Origin of the sequence: Desulfovibrio sp. (assembly GCA_016208105.1) — a bacterium.
GTDB lineage: Bacteria > Desulfobacterota > Desulfovibrionia > Desulfovibrionales > Desulfovibrionaceae > Fundidesulfovibrio.
In genome coordinates, this window is record JACQYS010000008.1 from 54,117 (window position 1) to 70,137 (window position 16,021).

Annotated in this window: 16 protein-coding genes; 6 read left to right on the plus strand and 10 right to left on the minus strand. The window is 58.1% G+C overall.

Annotated features, from left to right (window positions below; translation table 11 throughout):
* Positions 1 to 26 precede the first annotated feature (26 nt).
* Complete coding sequence (locus tag HY795_03190) at positions 27 to 1,082, minus strand: DUF459 domain-containing protein (GenBank protein ID MBI4804218.1); 1,056 nt, start codon at positions 1,080 to 1,082, stop codon at positions 27 to 29.
* A gap of 17 nt (positions 1,083 to 1,099) precedes the next feature.
* Entirely contained in the window at positions 1,100 to 2,488 is a 1,389-nt protein-coding gene (locus tag HY795_03195) for an MBOAT family protein (GenBank protein ID MBI4804219.1), read from the minus strand.
* 247 nt (positions 2,489 to 2,735) lie between these two features.
* On the opposite strand from HY795_03195, the gene HY795_03200 reads away from it, so the two are divergent.
* Positions 2,736 to 3,008 carry a hypothetical protein gene (locus HY795_03200; protein ID MBI4804220.1) on the plus strand — a complete coding sequence of 91 codons (273 nt, stop codon included), beginning with the start codon at positions 2,736 to 2,738 and terminating at the stop codon, positions 3,006 to 3,008.
* 103 nt (positions 3,009 to 3,111) lie between these two features.
* Here the strand turns inward: HY795_03200 and HY795_03205 are convergent, their stop codons facing one another.
* The 3 genes from HY795_03205 to HY795_03215 form a co-directional block, all read right to left on the minus strand.
* Positions 3,112 to 3,951, minus strand: a complete 840-nt coding sequence (locus HY795_03205) for a ribonuclease H-like domain-containing protein (protein MBI4804221.1) — start codon at positions 3,949 to 3,951, stop codon at positions 3,112 to 3,114.
* An 18-nt stretch (positions 3,952 to 3,969) separates the two neighbouring features.
* Entirely contained in the window at positions 3,970 to 4,212 is a 243-nt protein-coding gene (gene tatA, locus HY795_03210; protein ID MBI4804222.1) for a twin-arginine translocase TatA/TatE family subunit, read from the minus strand.
* 149 nt (positions 4,213 to 4,361) lie between these two features.
* Positions 4,362 to 4,949, minus strand: coding sequence for an arylesterase (locus HY795_03215; protein MBI4804223.1), 588 nt, complete (start codon positions 4,947 to 4,949; stop codon positions 4,362 to 4,364).
* A gap of 106 nt (positions 4,950 to 5,055) precedes the next feature.
* Here HY795_03215 and HY795_03220 point away from each other — a divergent pair, with 106 nt between their 5' ends.
* The 3 genes from HY795_03220 to rnhA are packed head-to-tail and all read left to right on the plus strand — an operon-like array spanning position 5,056 to position 6,684.
* On the plus strand, positions 5,056 to 5,721 hold the full coding sequence (locus HY795_03220) for an ABC transporter ATP-binding protein (protein ID MBI4804224.1): 666 nt from the start codon (positions 5,056 to 5,058) through the stop codon (positions 5,719 to 5,721).
* Positions 5,718 to 6,212, plus strand: a complete 495-nt coding sequence (locus HY795_03225; GenBank protein MBI4804225.1) for a hypothetical protein — start codon at positions 5,718 to 5,720, stop codon at positions 6,210 to 6,212. Before HY795_03220 ends, HY795_03225 begins: the two co-directional genes overlap by 4 nt.
* A complete protein-coding gene (rnhA, locus tag HY795_03230; GenBank protein ID MBI4804226.1) occupies positions 6,199 to 6,684 on the plus strand; it encodes a ribonuclease HI in 486 nt (161 codons plus the stop codon). The genes HY795_03225 and rnhA overlap by 14 nt, the downstream gene beginning before the upstream one ends.
* 306 nt (positions 6,685 to 6,990) lie before the next feature.
* Here the strand turns inward: rnhA and HY795_03235 are convergent, their stop codons facing one another.
* Positions 6,991 to 7,908, minus strand: coding sequence for a hypothetical protein (locus HY795_03235; GenBank protein MBI4804227.1), 918 nt, complete (start codon positions 7,906 to 7,908; stop codon positions 6,991 to 6,993).
* 514 nt (positions 7,909 to 8,422) lie between these two features.
* Between HY795_03235 and HY795_03240 the strand changes: the two genes are divergently transcribed.
* A complete protein-coding gene (locus HY795_03240; protein ID MBI4804228.1) occupies positions 8,423 to 8,968 on the plus strand; it encodes a hypothetical protein in 546 nt (181 codons plus the stop codon).
* Positions 8,969 to 9,186: 218 nt separating this feature from the next.
* On the opposite strand, the gene HY795_03245 is transcribed toward HY795_03240, so the two are convergent.
* The 3 genes from HY795_03245 to HY795_03255 all read right to left on the minus strand — a co-directional run bounded on the left by HY795_03245 (position 9,187) and on the right by HY795_03255 (position 14,215).
* On the minus strand, positions 9,187 to 10,506 hold the full coding sequence (locus HY795_03245; protein ID MBI4804229.1) for a PAS domain S-box protein: 1,320 nt from the start codon (positions 10,504 to 10,506) through the stop codon (positions 9,187 to 9,189).
* Positions 10,507 to 10,842: 336 nt separating this feature from the next.
* Complete coding sequence (locus HY795_03250) at positions 10,843 to 11,907, minus strand: phosphotransacetylase family protein (GenBank protein MBI4804230.1); 1,065 nt, start codon at positions 11,905 to 11,907, stop codon at positions 10,843 to 10,845.
* A 187-nt stretch (positions 11,908 to 12,094) separates the two neighbouring features.
* On the minus strand, positions 12,095 to 14,215 hold the full coding sequence (locus HY795_03255; GenBank protein MBI4804231.1) for an acetate--CoA ligase family protein: 2,121 nt from the start codon (positions 14,213 to 14,215) through the stop codon (positions 12,095 to 12,097).
* 25 nt (positions 14,216 to 14,240) lie between these two features.
* Between HY795_03255 and rnc the strand changes: the two genes are divergently transcribed.
* On the plus strand, positions 14,241 to 14,930 hold the full coding sequence (gene rnc, locus HY795_03260) for a ribonuclease III (GenBank protein ID MBI4804232.1): 690 nt from the start codon (positions 14,241 to 14,243) through the stop codon (positions 14,928 to 14,930).
* A gap of 69 nt (positions 14,931 to 14,999) precedes the next feature.
* On the opposite strand, the gene HY795_03265 is transcribed toward rnc, so the two are convergent.
* A complete protein-coding gene (locus HY795_03265) occupies positions 15,000 to 15,896 on the minus strand; it encodes a flagellin (protein ID MBI4804233.1) in 897 nt (298 codons plus the stop codon).
* Positions 15,897 to 16,021: the final 125 nt, after the last annotated feature.

Sequence of the window (16,021 nt, forward strand, 5' to 3'; positions counted from 1 at the left end):
TCGGGGCCGCCGTCAAGGCCGGAGGCTCATTGGGCGTTCATCCTGTTCTGCGTTGGCGCCTCGGCCACATCCGTGCTGCCCTTGGGCCGCAACTCGATGACCTCTCCAGCGTCCTTGAGCAAGGCCTTGACGATTATGTCCCCGCCGGCCGTGGAAAAGTGAATCTTGTCGCCCTCCCGGACGCGCACCCTGTGGCCGGCGGTGTCCAGGATGTGCTGGGCGTAGTTCCCCTGCTGGTCGCAGAGCAGGGGCCACGTATCCAGAAAGCGGCCATGGGCCGAGCCCTGGCAGGCTGTGCGCACGAGGGAGTTCAGCGCGCGGCTCTTCCCCGAGAGCTCCGGGTCGCCCATGACGGGCAATCCTATCCAATAACTCCTCACCCCGCGTTCGTCCATGACCGCAAGAAATTTTTCCAACCTGGCCTCGTAGACCGCCCGGCGTTTGTCGGCCAGGGCCGCCGGTTCGGGCTGTTCAGGGTCGAGGCTCAGATACTTGGCGTCGTTGGCGCCCATCATGACGATCACCAGTTTGGGGTCATACTCCTTGATGAACTGTCTGAGGGCCTGCTCCCAGTTGAAGTATTGAGGATTCTGAAGCCCGCTGGCGATCTTTCCTTTGGGGATCATGGTCAGGCCTTCGAACCCCCTGAAAGCCTTGTCGAGGCTCACGGCCAGGGTGATGGCCAGGGAATCCCCCACGACCAGGACGTTTGCCGGAGGGGCCAGCTTTTCGGGAGTGATTTTGGCTTCGCTCCCAGAAACAGGAGAGCTCTGGGCCTCCTGCACCGATTCCTCCCTGGGCAGTGGGGGGGTGCTGTCGACCAGGGTGCTGTCCTGACACCGATAGGTCTTTTTATAGGTACCATCGAACATTGGGGCCGTGGAACAATCCATGGCCAAGGCCAAACCGGCCAAACCGGAGGCGGAATGAACTACCTCGACGGCGTTCATCGCCACTGCAAGGCTTTGGGGCGGACCATCGGGGAATCTGGCCGAAAGCCACGTCTCTAATTTGTCGAACTGCAGAAGCACCGCTACTGCCAGAGCCAGAGCGTATATCAGAGTGGTCCGTCGGCCCGTCATGATCCAGATGCCTTTTGCTAAAACGAGAAGTAGATGAACGGCAACATGCCGTCAGGCCCCAAACGAACAATAAGCGCCCCCAAGACCCCAAGCGCTGCGGCCATGGCAGGCGCGGGCAGCCTGGTCAATAGCCCCGGGCACGACCTCAACCAGTTAAGACGAAACGCCTGGAAACCTATCACGCCGAAGGTGATGACCATGAGGGTCACACCAGGCCCGGCCCCCTCTCTGTCGAAGCTCACGATTCGCCGGAGCACCTGAGCGGCCGTTTCGAAATCCGGGGCGGCGAAAAACACCCAGGCCAGGGTGACGAAGCTAAACGTGCCGGCCCAAAAGGCCGCGTCGCGCGCCTGGGCTTTCCAACCCGTCAATCCCGGCCCCACACGCCCGGAGAGGGCGTGGGTGACGATAAGTCCTACGCCGTGAAGCAGGCCCCAGACCAAAAAGGTCAGATTGGCCCCATGCCAGAGCCCGCCAAGCCCCATGGTGACGAGCAGATTGAAGCCCCGCCGCACAGACCCGCAACGGCCGCCGCCCAGGGGGATGTACAGGTAGTCGCGCAGCCAGGTGGACAGGCTCACGTGCCAGCCCTGCCAGAATTCCCGCAGGTTCATGGCCTTGTAGGGCTGATTGAAGTTGTCCGGAACGCGAAGCCCCATAAGCCCGGCCAGACCTTGGGCCAGATCGGAGTAGCCGGAGAAATCGCAGTAGATCTGGGCGCTATAGGCCATTGCCCCCACCAGGGCGCCAAAACTGGAAAAATCGTCCGGATTGCTGAAGAGCTGGCGGGTGGCGTGCTCGGACAGGTAGCTTGAGAGCGCAACCTTCTTGAACAAACCGATCACGATGAGCCAGAAGGCCTGATTCGCGTCCGTCCAGGATGGAGCGGCCATATGGAGCTGGGGGACGAAATCTTTGGCGCGCAGGATGGGGCCGGAGAGAACCGTTGGGAAAAAAGCCATGAACAACAGGACGTCCAAGGGGGAGCGGACCAGCTCACCGGGCCTTCGGGAGACGTCCATCACGTAGCCGATTCCCTGGAAGCTGAAAAACGAAATGCCCACGGGCAGCACCAGGGAGAGTTCGGGCAGAATCCCGGTCAGCTCCGAGGCCAGCCCGTAGTATTTGAAAAAACACAATTCGCCCAGAACAGCCGTTAAATAACCCGCAAGCACTGCTTTGCGCGCCTTGGGGCGTTCCAGGCGAACCAAGGCCAGCCCGGCTCCCCAGGTTGTCAGGCTCACCCCCAAGAGCAAGACCGCGAACCCGACGTGAAAGGATGCGTAGAAGATATAGGATGCGGCGAGAAGAAGCAGTCTGAAGGCTGTGGGGCGGCTCCTGACGGTCCAGGCCAGGGCAAGGACCGCAAGGAAAAAGATGGCGAACTCGAGGCTAAGGAGCTGCATATGTGCCGGACATGAAACGCATGATTCTACTCGGAAGAAGACGGGCTTGACTGAGCCCTTTGCCTGTTACACTCTCGACCTGCGCCGCGCCCCTTGAGAGCGGCGTGCCTCATCAAGCAAGTCAAACTATCTCGGGCAGTTGCCACTGCCACTTTGCGGGGTGAGAGCCCCTGTCCGGCTTGGCGAGGCTATTTTACCTTTCGTGTCAAAAAAGGCAACAGCCAACCACAACCCCGGAGCCGTCCCCATGGAACAACTCTTGCGCGAACTCATTGCCATAAACAAAGAAATGTTGAACGAAATGCGGCTGTTGCGCCAGTCACTCAGCCCGGCTTCAGGCCAGACGCCAAAAATCGAACCGCTTTTCGGCCAGCAGGAGCAGGGAAAAACTCCGCCTCCTCGCTACACTCCTGAGGATCTGGAAGATATACATGGCTCTCTTGTTGAAGGGCTGAAGCAGCGCAACAAAGAGAAGAGCAACGCGTTCTCAGAATTCGAGAAGCGCCACAAGAACTGGTAAGCACGGACGGCGTTACACTAGAAAGGCCCGGCCGGTTCACTCTGCTTTCAGGGGGGAGGAGCAGTCGGGCTGACGCCTTGGACGCCTGGGAGAGGGGAACTCTTTAAAAATAGGGGCGGTAGGAGAGCCCCCGGACCTGTTGTACCACGTCCGGATCCGGCACATGGGGATTGTCGGCCAGGGCGGGTATGGGCACCGTAAGCTCCCCGGCAAATGGCGTCGCAAGAAGAAGCTCATCAAGGGCGTGGGCAAGAAGCACTTCCAGAGAAAGCACATCCGCCGCGTTATAGGCCAGAAGCGTCTCCAGCACGCGGCTGTCGCCGGTTCGCTCCCACTCCCGCCACAAGAGCACCGCGCTCCAGCCATCCACTCCGTCGAGCTCCCGCCGTGAGATCCCGTAGCGCTTTTCGCAGGCCTTGAGCCCGCCTTTAGCTCCAATTGCTCCGAGCACAAAACGCAAATCCACATGAGCCTTGGGACAACAGACGCCAAGTACGCGTTCGATGATGGGAACGTCGAAGCATTTGCCGTTGAACGTGACCAGCACCTTCACGGGGGCGAGGTCTTCTTCCAGCTCGTCCATGTTCCGGCCATGAACGTAGGTGGTAAGCCGGCCCTGGTGGTACAGGGCCACAGCCGTGACCACGGGGTGGGGTTCGCCGTCGGTTTCGATGTCCAGATAGCCGGCGTCCGGCAGAAAATGGGGGAAAAGCCTCCAGGCATTGGCCGACTTGAGCCGTGAGGCGAACCAGTCAGGATCGCCTGCTTCACGCGCGGCCAGGGACTCTTCGATTCCCTGGCGCATGAGTCCGGCCTTGCCGGCACTGACCGGCGGCACGGACGCGCAAAGGAAATCCTCCCAGCCGCGGATGCCCGCGTGCCACAGGGAGGATTCACTCTTGGGCCCCACGCCGGGGAGATGACAGAACGTATGTCCCAGCATGGCCCCAGGATACTTTGGCTAGACCTTGCTTTTGTCGGTCTGGTTCACGGTGGTGGTAGTGGTGGTGGTTGAGGCCTGAGTGGAGTGATCCTCAATCTTTTCAGGGGTGACGTCCTTGTCGTTCATCGCACCCTTGAATTCCTTGATGCTCTTGCCCAGTTCGCGGCCAAGGTTTCCTATGCGGCCCGGCCCGAAAAGCAAGATCACGATTCCCAAGATGATAAGCCACTGCCACGGGGAGTTGATAAAGCTGTAATGCATCATAAGGGTCTCCTTACTCCGAAAGGCCTCTTGATTCACATGTGCGGGATAACTAAGCCCGGCTTACGCGTTTGGCAACTACAAAACGTGAATGATGCCGTTTCGGGCCTTTACGTCGAATTTCGTCTGGCCGCCTTCTCTTGCTGGAATCATTTCCTGGAGGACAACTGCTTCATAAAGGCTTCAACATCCGGAAGAATGCGCTTCACGATTTCCTCGATGCCCCGCCCCGTTGGATGCAGGCCATCCGGCAAGTTGAGCGCCGGATCGCCGGCCACTCCTTCCAGAAAGAACGGATAAAGCCTGACCCCATGCTTCTGGGCAAGACGAGGATACACCTGCGCAAATTCTTCGCCGTAGCGTTTTCCCATGCCAGAGAGCGTGCGCATGCCCGCCAGCAGAACCGGGATGCGGGCCTGCCCGAACATCGTGAGGATCTGATCCAGGTTGGCCTCGACCAGAGCTGGATCGAAGCCGCGCAGGCCATCGTTCGCGCCAAGTTCCAAAATCACTCCGTCCGGTTTGACGGCCATAACCGCCCGCATGCGGGCCACACCTCCGGCAGTGGTGTCGCCGGAGATGCCGAAATTGATCACCTCCACATCGTATCCTCGGGCCCTCAGCTCCCGCTGGAGCACTGCCGCGAAGGATTCGTCGGGCTTCAACCCCCACCCGGCCGTAAGGCTGTCGCCAAATGCCGCGATGCGCACGGTCCCGGCATGGGCCGCGTTTTCCATCACCCCTCCCACGAACAAAAACACACATGCCGCAAGCGCGGCCAAGTACCCAATCACGTTGCCATCCCCGCTTTTCTCATGCCATGATACGCACATGGACAACGAGATGATAGTCCTTCAAAATGTTTCCCTGACCCTACAAAGCCAGGCGGGACCGGTCAACATACTGCGCAAGGCCAACCTCAAAGCCATGGCCGGCGAACATCTGACCGTGGTCGGTCCGTCCGGCGCGGGAAAGACCACCCTGCTCATGCTCATGTCCGGCCTGGAGCGCCCCACCTCGGGCATGCTGCGCGTGGCCGGGAATGAGCTCTCGTCCATGGACGAGGACCAACTGGCCCGATTCAGGCTAAACAATGTGGGTATCGTATTCCAGAATTTCCACCTGGCCCCCGCCATGACGGCTCTGGAAAACGTGGCGCTTCCCCTGGAGTTCGCCAGGCGCCCCGGGGCATTTGATCTGGCCGCAAAGGCGCTCACGCGGGTGGGGCTTTCCGCAAGAACGCACCATTACCCTGCGCAGCTTTCCGGGGGCGAACAGCAACGCGTGGCCCTGGCCCGGGCAATTGTGGCCGGACCTCGCCTTATCCTGGCGGATGAACCCACCGGCAACCTGGATCACGCCACAGGCGAGAAGGTGGTGGACATGCTCTTCGAACTGGCCGCAGAGACAAAGGCCACCATGGTGCTTGTCACCCACGACATGACCTTGGCCGACCGTTGCGGACGCAAAGCCCGCATGGAGGACGGCGTGATCGAGGACCTCTCATGACAGAGGAACGCATCGACCTGGAGGGCCCCCGAAAAAAATTTTCCGTTCCCAGGGCATTGTTGCTCGTGTGCGTTATTCTGGGCACGGTCTGGGCCTATTCCCGCCACTTCGAAGGAGTGGCCGACCGCTTCCAGCGCGTAGACGACATCCGCGACGAGACAGGCACCCTTCCCCCGGAAAAAATAAAGCTCCTGCGCGACTCTTCGCGTGCCATGCAGGACACGTACGGCGTCGCCTTGCGGGTCGTCGTGAGCCGCTCGCCCGTGTCTCCTCCCGCCCAGGACCCGAAAATATTGTTCATTGGGCTGGACGTCTCGGCAGGCAAAGCCGTTGTCGTAATCCCTCCGCTCCTGGCCAGGGCACTGCCCCCGGAGCTTGCCCAAAGGCTCTCGAGCGGCTATTTCGACCCCTTCTTCGCCGAGAACGCCTGGCCCGAGGGGCTCTACTCGTGCGTGCTCGCCATACTGGAGGCCTTACGTGAACAGCGCTGACACCGCCGATTGCCCCGTCATCATCCACACGGACGGAGCCTGCCTGGGCAACCCCGGCCCGGGCGGTTACGGGGCGGTACTCAACTGGAACGGCCGGGAGAAGGAACTCTCCGGCGGTTTCAAGCTCACCACCAACAACCGAATGGAAATCCTGGCCGTGATCGTGGCCCTGGAATCGCTGACAAAGCCCTGCAAGGTGACCGTGGTCACGGACTCCATGTACGTACGCGACGCCATCGAAAAGAAGTGGCTCACCAACTGGAAACGCAATGGCTGGAAAACCGCAGCCAAGACTGACGTGAAAAACCGCGATCTTTGGGAGCGCCTGGACAGCCATCTTGCCCTGCACACAGTGACCTTCACCTGGGTACGGGGCCATGCCGGACACGTAGAGAACGAGCGCTGCGACACCCTGGCCCGGTCAGCGGCCCAGGGCAGAGGTTTGGCTGACGATTCAGGCTACAAACGCTAGCCGACTTGCCCCCTGGCCAGCGTCTCTTTCCCGTTCCCGACTTTCCATGCAGGCAGATATAAAATGGGGATGCCCGTAAGGGCATCCCCTTGCTGATGCTCCTCCCCCCGAAGGGGTTTGCCCCGGGGAGTTGGGAGAGGGCGCCGGGTTTGAGGAGCAGGCATTCTTGGCCAAAGGCCTTCATTCTAACACTCCATGGATGTTTCACCCCCCACGGACTTGGATGATTTCGTTGCGGCCAGGCAAAAAGCTGATTCGCCATTGCCGGCGAATGTGGGCTGAGTCCCCTCTTGCATCATGCTCGCCTTATCCCGACACCATGGAAAAGAGCGTTGCCGCGGTGGAGTTTGAGCTGATGCTGGCGTTGGAATAGCTCGCCTGGCTGTTCGCAATGAGGTTTTGAAGCATGCTGAACAGGCTGTCCTCGGTGCTGGTTGTGCTCGTTTCATCAGTGGAAGAGGTCTGCGTCGGAGGCGGTGGTGGCGGGGGGGGTCCCTGAGGCTTCAGGCTGTCCATGGTGCCGGAGTTGGAAGCATCGGCAAACATTGCGGACATGCTCGAAAGCATCTGGGACGCGTTGCTGTCCGTGGAAGATGATGCCTGCAAAGCCAGGTCGGCCGAGATCTGCGCCGTAACTTCCTTGAACTTCGCGGGATCGCTTGACTGCAAAGCGGACAACTGCTCCATCAATTGCCCCATGGGATCCTGGCCGAGCTTGGAAGCCGAGGAAGCGCTCCTGAAGCTCGCATTGGACAACCCGCTGATGCTGGCATTGGATGCCCCGGACATCTCGCTCGAGATGGTGTTCAAAATCTCCCCGAACACGTCCGAACTGCTTCCGGAGCTGCCGCTCGGAGGTGGGGGCGGCGGGGAGCCTTGAGGCTTCAGGCTTTCCATTGTGCCGGTCTGGGCAGCGCTGGCGAATTGGCTGGAAAGCGTGCTCAGCGCCTGGCTCTGCTGGATGGTGGTGGCGCTTTGGGCCTGGGTGGCGAAGTCGTCGGAAATCTGCTGGGCCAATTCCTTGAACTGCTCCGTATCGGTGGTGGAAAGCTGCATGAGCTGACTCATCATCTGGCCCATCTGGGAAAAGCTAGCCTGATCCGTGGATGTTTTGGACGTGCCGCTTGAACTCGCTGTCTTTTGCTGGCTTAAGAGCTCCTCGATCTCCTGAACACTGTAGACTTGGGACGTTTGGCTGCTGCCTGTAATGCTCGTTATGCTCACTGGGGACCTCCCGGTATGCGGTTTTCAAGACTCATGGCGCCAAGCGCCGGGTCATGTTTTCCGTTATCCCCTGCGAGCAATACAAATACCTACTCATTCTACGCGTAACTCTTGTAATAAAAGAGAATTATAGTCTGTAACCTTTTGCGGAGCCAACGATCGGCACCGCCCCACCCAGGTCCTCAATAAAAGTGCTGTTATTTAATATGGTTATATCAATGGCCAATGGGCATTTTTTTCCGGACCCCTCGCTGGCCACATCCCCACATTAAAGAAATTTAACACTTGTAACCTTTTTAAATTGTTAACGAAATCCGTACAGCATACTCACACGCCCATCCCTTCGCCATCTGACAACAGACCTGAATCATTGACGTAAATCCCAAACACGCCCCTGTTTCATCTGCCGAAACGCGCTGAAAAGTCCTGTTGGACAAAGGGGTTGCGGCCATTTTGCCAGGGTAAACTCTCTGCCTGATCAGCCGATCTATGCTCCATCAACATCACAGGAGGCATGACCATTATGAGCATTTCCGGGATAACCACCAGCCAATCGTCCGCATTGAGTCTCATTTCAGGAACCAGCTACGAGTCGAACACGTCGGTGAACGACGTGCTCGCCCAGGGGCAAAGCAGCGATGCGACCACAATCTCCAAAGGCGCCCAGCAGATGAGTCAGCTGCAAAAGCTTCAGGCCAGCGATCCTGACAAATTCAAGGAGGCAGCGCAGCAGATCTCGGACGCCCTGACGGAGCAGGCCAGTTCAGCCTCAGACTCGCATGAAGCGGAAGCATTGACCGATATGGCGGCCAAATTCTCCGAAGCAGCCACATCCGGCACCATGGACAGCTTGCAGTTCAGCCCCCCGACTGACGCGTCAGCGCTTGCCGGATCGGCCTCCAACCAGCAAAAGGGGGTGTTGAAGTTCAAGAACCAGCAGGGCATCGGCAAACCCATGGCAACGATGGACAGCGTTATTTCAAACGTCTTGTCCAACATTGACTCCAGCACTACGTCTTCCATCAGCAGCGTGTCCGCCAGCAGCGAAACCGCCGCGTAGGAGCGTTCTGCCCAACTATTGCGTACCAAAGGCATCGTACGATCGTATGGTTGATGTCAGCCGGGATGCGGGAGACCATCCTGGTTTGATGCTCCACATCCCCCAACGGGGAACGTGTCCGGGGAGTCTGGAGAGGGCGCCGGACGCTGGGAGAAAAAAGAGTGGAGAGTTCAGGGAGGGCAAGAAACCACTTAGTTTACTGACTTCTCAAGAACAACTCAGAGGGAACACACCAGCTTGCTCTGCTCAATGCGCAGCACGCCTTCGTCGAACAGCTTGAGAGCCGCATTGCACACGTCCTGATCGTATTTCACCCCGGCATTCTCCGCTATCTCGTTCAAAGCCGCTTCAAGGCCCATGGCCGGACGGTACGGGCGGTGGGCGGACATAGCTTCCAGCACATCCGCAACCGCAAGAATGCGGGCGCCCAATAATATGTCCTTCCCCGAGATTCCTCTTGGGTACCCGGAACCATCCATTCTTTCGTGATGCTGCAGGATGATGTCGCTCACAGGCCAGGCGAAGGGGATGTTCTTCACTATTTCATAACCGGCTTCAGGGTGCTTCTTCATGAGCGCCATTTCTTCAGGAGACAGCACAGACGGCTTGGAGAGTATCGCCATGGGGATGCACACCTTGCCAATATCATGGAGCAGCCCGGCAATTCTCAAGCTTTCGATCTGGTCGTGCGGCAGGTTCATTTCATCAGCGATGCAGCAGCTTATCATTGAAACGATCCGCTGATGGCCAGATGTGTACAGGTCTCGTTTTTCATGCGCTGTGGAAAGTGACTCCACTGTTTCATACATCATACTCTTCAATCGTCTGTGACTTATGGTCAGTTCTTCCTCAGCCTGCCGCCGGGTGGATATGTCGCGCGAGACCATCGTAACGCCGGAAATTTCGCCCTGTGACGTCAATGGGGACAACGTTACTGAAACCGGGAAAAGATGCCCGTCTTCATGGCAATTAATGGTTTCATACCTCGAGAATGACTTTCCAGAGACAACCTCGGACATTATATGTGTGAAATCTTCTACAACACTATCTGGGACAATTTTCATTATTGAGGATTCAATAATGTTATATGACTTATAACCATATATTCTTTCAGCACCCCGATTCCAGGACATCACCCTCTTCTTCAAAGATATGCTTATTATCGCATCGTCAGATGAATCCACTATAAGAGCAAGGCGTTCAATTTCTTCAACTTGTCTTTTTTGCTCAGATATGTCTGTCAGCATAATAATAATGTGCGAACTATCCTTTGAAAAATCAACCTTAGACATCCTTATCCGAAAAAATATCCTTTCCCCGTTAGAGAGTTTAATGTCCCTCTCAAACAATTCACGCCGCAGAGGAGAAACCATGAATTCAGAGAGTTCTTTTGATAAAGACTCTACCACCAATCCAGACAATCCATCACTTCCGAAGCATTCAACGTATGCGTCATTGCGGTCAATCAGGTTTCCTTCACCGGCAAGAAGGATCGCCGGGAGAGGGAGCTCTTTAAAAACTACACGGTATTTATCCATACGATGCATCCGTCTTACCGACGCCTCCCTGCAAACAAGGCTCATCAGCCACCACGCTGATCAAAAGTTTACCTTCGCGACATGAAAGGGACATTGTTTTTCTAGCACGGTTTATACAGGGCAACAAGGAAGGCAAAGAACGAATGATCACTTTCCCGGCGAACACCTTGCCCTGGTTGTCGCCTATCAGCTGGCGCGATCAATGCCAGACATCATTCCGGCTCATGTCCGGCGGAAATGGCCTTGCCCGAACCCTCGCGACAGCAACTGTGAACAGAGGCAAAAAAAAGCGCCGGAGAACTGTTCTCCGGCGCTTTGAGATTCACGTACACTTGTCTACTTCAAACCTAATCCCTTCTTGATGTACTCGAAGTCGATGTTGGAGCTGACCAACTGCGCCCCTTGCTTGATCTTGATGATGTCGCGGAGCTTGTGCCGCTGCAGGATGGTTTCCATCTTCTTGGCCACTGAGAAGGTGTCGTCGCGCACCACGATGATTGGGATCTCCAGCACTTCGGAACGGGTGAGGATGATGTCATTGGGGTACAGGTTGCCGGTGAGCACCAGGCAGGGGCTGTCGCCCTCCAAGGCCACCAGTTGAACGTCCGAGCGGTCGCCGCCCACGATAACCGCGGCGTTCTTGTTCTTGCGGAAGTGGGTCAGGAAGTTCTCGACCTGCATGGTGCCGATGAGAAAACTCTCGACGATGCGTTCGGCCTTGTGCTGGGCGGAGATGACCTTGCCCCCCAGTTTCTCGGCCAGATCGGCAACCTTGATGGCTCCCATGAGAGGATCCTTGGGGATCACCCCCAGAACCTTCACTCCGTTGCGGTTAAGAAATGGCACGATGAGCGATTCCACCTCGTCCATGAAGTTCGGGGTGATGTCGTTTAGCACCACCCCCATGAGATGGTCGCCCAGGGATTCCTTGAGGATCACCAGATAGTCGTAGTTGAGTTCCTTCTGGAAGCGGTCGATGACGATGGCCGGTATGTCCAGGTTCTTAACCACGTCCACGCCGTCCACGCCGCAGTATTTGCCCGAGTACATGGAGCCCGAACCGGCAACCAGGGTCACGTCCTTGCCGGCTGAGAGTTTCTGGTATCCAGAGTTTATACGGCCCATGAGGTTTTCGCACTGCCCGGAGAAAGCCTTGACCTTGAAATCCTGGGTAACCAGCACCGGGGTCACTTCGGTTGGGTCTTCTTCCAGGCCAAGCACACCCTGGACGAAATTCGCGTCCTCGTCTCCGAGCTTTCCGGCAACTTCCTTGGGCATTGCCCCCACAGGCTTGTAATAGCCCACCTGGAAGCCTTCCTTCTGAAACTTAAGCCCAAGGCCCATGATGACCATGTTCTTGCCGGAATAACCCGCTGTGGAGCCAATGTAGATGCCCGCCATGGCTGATCCTCCCACCCTGCCCTGAGGTTGCGTCCTCCGCGAGACGCTTCGCGTCTGAAAAAGACGACCTGGAACCGTTGAATTCTTGCGAAATACGCGCCCACTTCTGGCGCGACATGCCGAGCAAAGCCCTCACGCAACAGCATGGGTGCCTTCTGACGACACTAGCCCTATTTACGCCTCGTGATCAACCTTCCTCTGCCCCCGGTTTGCCCAGCGTGAAACGGGCGTCCACCACGAGCGCCCCAGCCGGATTGGCCATGATCGGGTTGAAATCACACTCCTCGATCTCGGGGAAATCCACCGCGATTTGCGAGAGTGTGAGCAGAATATCCTCAATGGCGTGGAAGTCGACCGGAGCCTCGCCGCGAACTCCGCGCAGGATGGGGTAGCTCCTGATCTCCCGGACCATCTCCCCGACGTCCAGAAGAGACAGCGGGGCAAGGCGGAAAGAGATGTCCCGCAGAACTTCCACGTACACGCCGCCCAGGCCGAAAAGGATCAAGGGGCCGAACTGCGGATCGCGCTTGAATCCGGCAAAGACCTCCCGTGACCCCTTTGGGGCCATTTCCTGCACCACGCAGCCCATGACGTAGGCTTCCTTCACCCGCTTGGCCCTGTTGGTTACCGTAAGAAAAGCCTGCCGGAGTTCTTCCTCGTCTTCTATGCCCACCACCACGCCGCCCACGTCGGACTTGTGGGAGATCTGAGGCGAGGCGATCTTGATGACCACCGGAAAGCCGATGTTCTTGGCCGCCTGCACGGCCTCATCCGAGGTTCTGGCCAGTATGGTCTTGGGCACGGGCAACCCGTAAGCCTTGAGCACGTCCTGGGCCATGAATTCTACAAGCTCAGTGAAGCCTTTGGCCTTGGCCTTGGCCAGTACGTCCTGGGCCTGATACTTGTTGGATACGTAGCACACTTCCACCGGCAAGGGCCTTTTCTTCCACTCTGAGTGGCGGAAAAGGGCGTCCAGGGCCTCCACCGCAGGTTCGGGGTAGTCGTAACACGGTACGTGGGCCAGCCGCAGTATTTCCCGGGCCTTGGCCACGGTGGCCTCTCCCATGAAGCAGGCCACCATGGGCTTGCCGCTGACCTTTGCCTGCTCGGCCACGGCGCGGGCCACGGCTTCGACATCCACAGCCGGAGTCGGGGTGAGCAAAGCCAGAACCATGTGCACCATCGGGTCGGCTGCAACCACCTCCAGGGCTTTGGCGAAGCGCTCGGCGTCGGCGTCCCCGATGATGTCCACCGGGTTGTAAAGCGCCGCATATCTGGGCAGAAAGTGTTTGAGCTGGTCAACGGTCTGGCCCCGAAGCGGCGCCATGTTGAGCTTGGTCCGCTCGGCCGCGTCCGCCGCCAGGATGCCCGGCCCTCCCGAGTTCGTCACCACGCAGAGGTTCGGACCCAGTGGGAGAGGTTGGGAGGAAAAGGCAACGGCCAGATGCAGCATGTCCTCCACGCCGCGAACCCGCATGATACCGGACTGGGTGAAAGCGGCCTGATAGGCGTCCTCGGAACCGGCCATGGTTCCTGTGTGGCTGGAAGCTGCACGCGCTCCCGCAGGCGTGGTGCCTGATTTGATAACGATCACCGGTTTCACGATCGTGGATTCCTGAGCCGCCCTGATAAATGCCTGGCCGTCGGCGATGTTCTCCACGTAGCCTAAAATGACCTTGGTTTCCGGATCGTCCTTTAAGTAGGTAAGCATCCTGGTCTCATCGAGCATGGCCTTGTTGCCCAGGCTTATGAACTTGGAAAAGCCGATGCCATTGCCATGGGCCGAGTCCAAGATGGAGATGCACAGTGCGCCGGATTGGGAAAAGAAGGCGATGTTGCCTTTCACCGGGACGGCCGGCGAGAAGGTGGCGTTCAAACCGTTTGCGGTATTGACCAGCCCAAGGCAGTTGGGCCCGAGCATCACGATGCCGTGCTTTCGGCAAAGGCTTGCGGCCTCTTCTTCCAGGTAGTAGCCCTGGTGGCCGACCTCCCGGAATCCGGCGGTGATGACGATGACTGCCTTGACCGCTATGCCGGCCAGCTCTTTAAGACAAGGCAACACCTCGGGCCTGGGCACGCAAATGACGGCCAGATCCAGGCCCATAGGCAGCTCATTGACCGAGAGCGCAGCCGGGAGACCCAGGATTTCTCCGCCATGGGGGTTGACCGGAAAAATTTTCCCCTGATACCCGGCAGCCAGAAGGTTGGACACCACAAGGTACCCCACCTTGCCGGGCGAGCGGGATGCGCCGACCACCGCCACGGTGTCGGGAGAAAAGAGCGAATGCAACTGGTCGTTTCGTTCCATGCGGCCGCCGAAGGAAGGCATTGTAATGACGGAAGATGCGCTGAAAACCCTCCAAGAGTCTATTTCCTATCGCTTTGGGCAAGTCAAGCTGCTGGCGACCGCCCTCACCCACAGCTCGTTCGCCAACGAGCAGGGCTGCGACCACAACGAACGCCTGGAATTCCTGGGGGATGCGGTGCTGGAACTGGCGGTTTCCGAAGAACTCTTCAACCGTTTCCCCAATGCTCCTGAAGGCGCTCTTACAAAACTAAGGGCCAAGCTGGTCAGTATGCCAAGCCTCGCGGATTTGGCCAAAACCCTGGGCCTGGAATCCTATATCTACCTGGGCAAAGGAGAGGAAAGCCAGGGCGGCAGAGAGAGGGATTCCCTGCTTTCCGACGCGCTTGAGGCGCTCTTGGGAGCGGTATTCCTAGATGGCGGATACGAGGCGGCCAAGCATGTGGTGTTGGGGCTCTTTACTCCCAGGTGGCCCCAGGAAGTCGAACCACCCAAGACCCGGGATTACAAAAGCAGGCTCCAGGAACTGACCCAGCGCGAACACAAGTCACGCCCGATATACAGACTTTTGGGCAGCACGGGGCCGGAGCATGAGAAGCTCTTCGAGGTGGAAATCTGCCTGCCGGATGGCAGAACGGTCCTGGCCAGGGGGACAAGCGTGAAGAAAGCCGAACAGGCAGCAGCCAGACAAGCTCTTGAAATATTGGATCCTTCCTAGGTAGGCCAGGGTGGGGGCCTACTTGGCCCCCCCCTCCCTGGTCCTAGCCATTAAGAAATCGAATCAGCGCTAACCCTGGATGAGCTGCATAGCCATCTTGGGCAGGCTGTTGGCCTGGGCAAGCATGGCAACAGCTGCCTGGGTCAGGATCTGCTCGCGAACGAACTGGGTCATTTCGGTGGCCACGTCCACGTCCGAGATCCGCGATTCCGCTGCCTGCAGGTTTTCAGCCTGGATCTGCAGGTTCTGCACGGTGTTCTGCAGGCGGTTCTGGGTGGCGCCAAGCTGGGCGCGGATCTTATCCTTGGACACGATGGCCGAGTTGAGCATGGCCACGGTCTTCTGGGCGAGATCCTGTGTGGAAATGGATTGCCCTGCACCCGTGGTGTTGGCGGAGGTGTGCCCCAGGCCAAGGGCCGAGGCGGTGGAGCAGCCGATGTTGATGAAATAGTAGTCTTCGGCGCTGGAGTTGCCGGTGCCGAAGTGGATCTTGATCTTGCCCACGGGGTTCATGCCTGTACCGTCGTGGGTGGTGCCCGAAAGGTTGCCGTTAAGCAGATAGATGCCGTTAAAGTTGGTGGCGCTGGCGATACGGGTGATTTCCGAAGCCATGGCCTGATATTCGGAATCGATGATCAGACGCTGGTCGGATGTGTACGTACCGGTGGACGCCTGGGTCGCCAGCTCCTTCATGCGGATGAGCTTTTCGTCGATGACCTGGAGCGCGCCGTCGGCGGTCTGGATCATGGAGATCGCATCGTTGGCGTTGCGCACGCCTTGGTTGATGGAGCTGATGTCGGCGCGCATGAGTTCGCGAATGGCCAGGCCGGCGGCGTCGTCAGCCGCGGTGCCCACGCGAAGGCCTGAGGACAGGCGGCGAGTGGATACGCCGAGTTGGTCGTACGAGTACGCCAAGTTCCTCGAGGCGTTCATTGCCATTAAGTTGTGGTTGATGACCAGGGACATGAGAGTACCTCCTTGTGGAAAGGCAACGTTCCTTGTTGTTGACCTCCTCTTGCTTGATCCATGCCAACTCTATTTTATATAAACATTTCATACTTTTAATAGGAGGGATGCACGTTTTTCCCCCC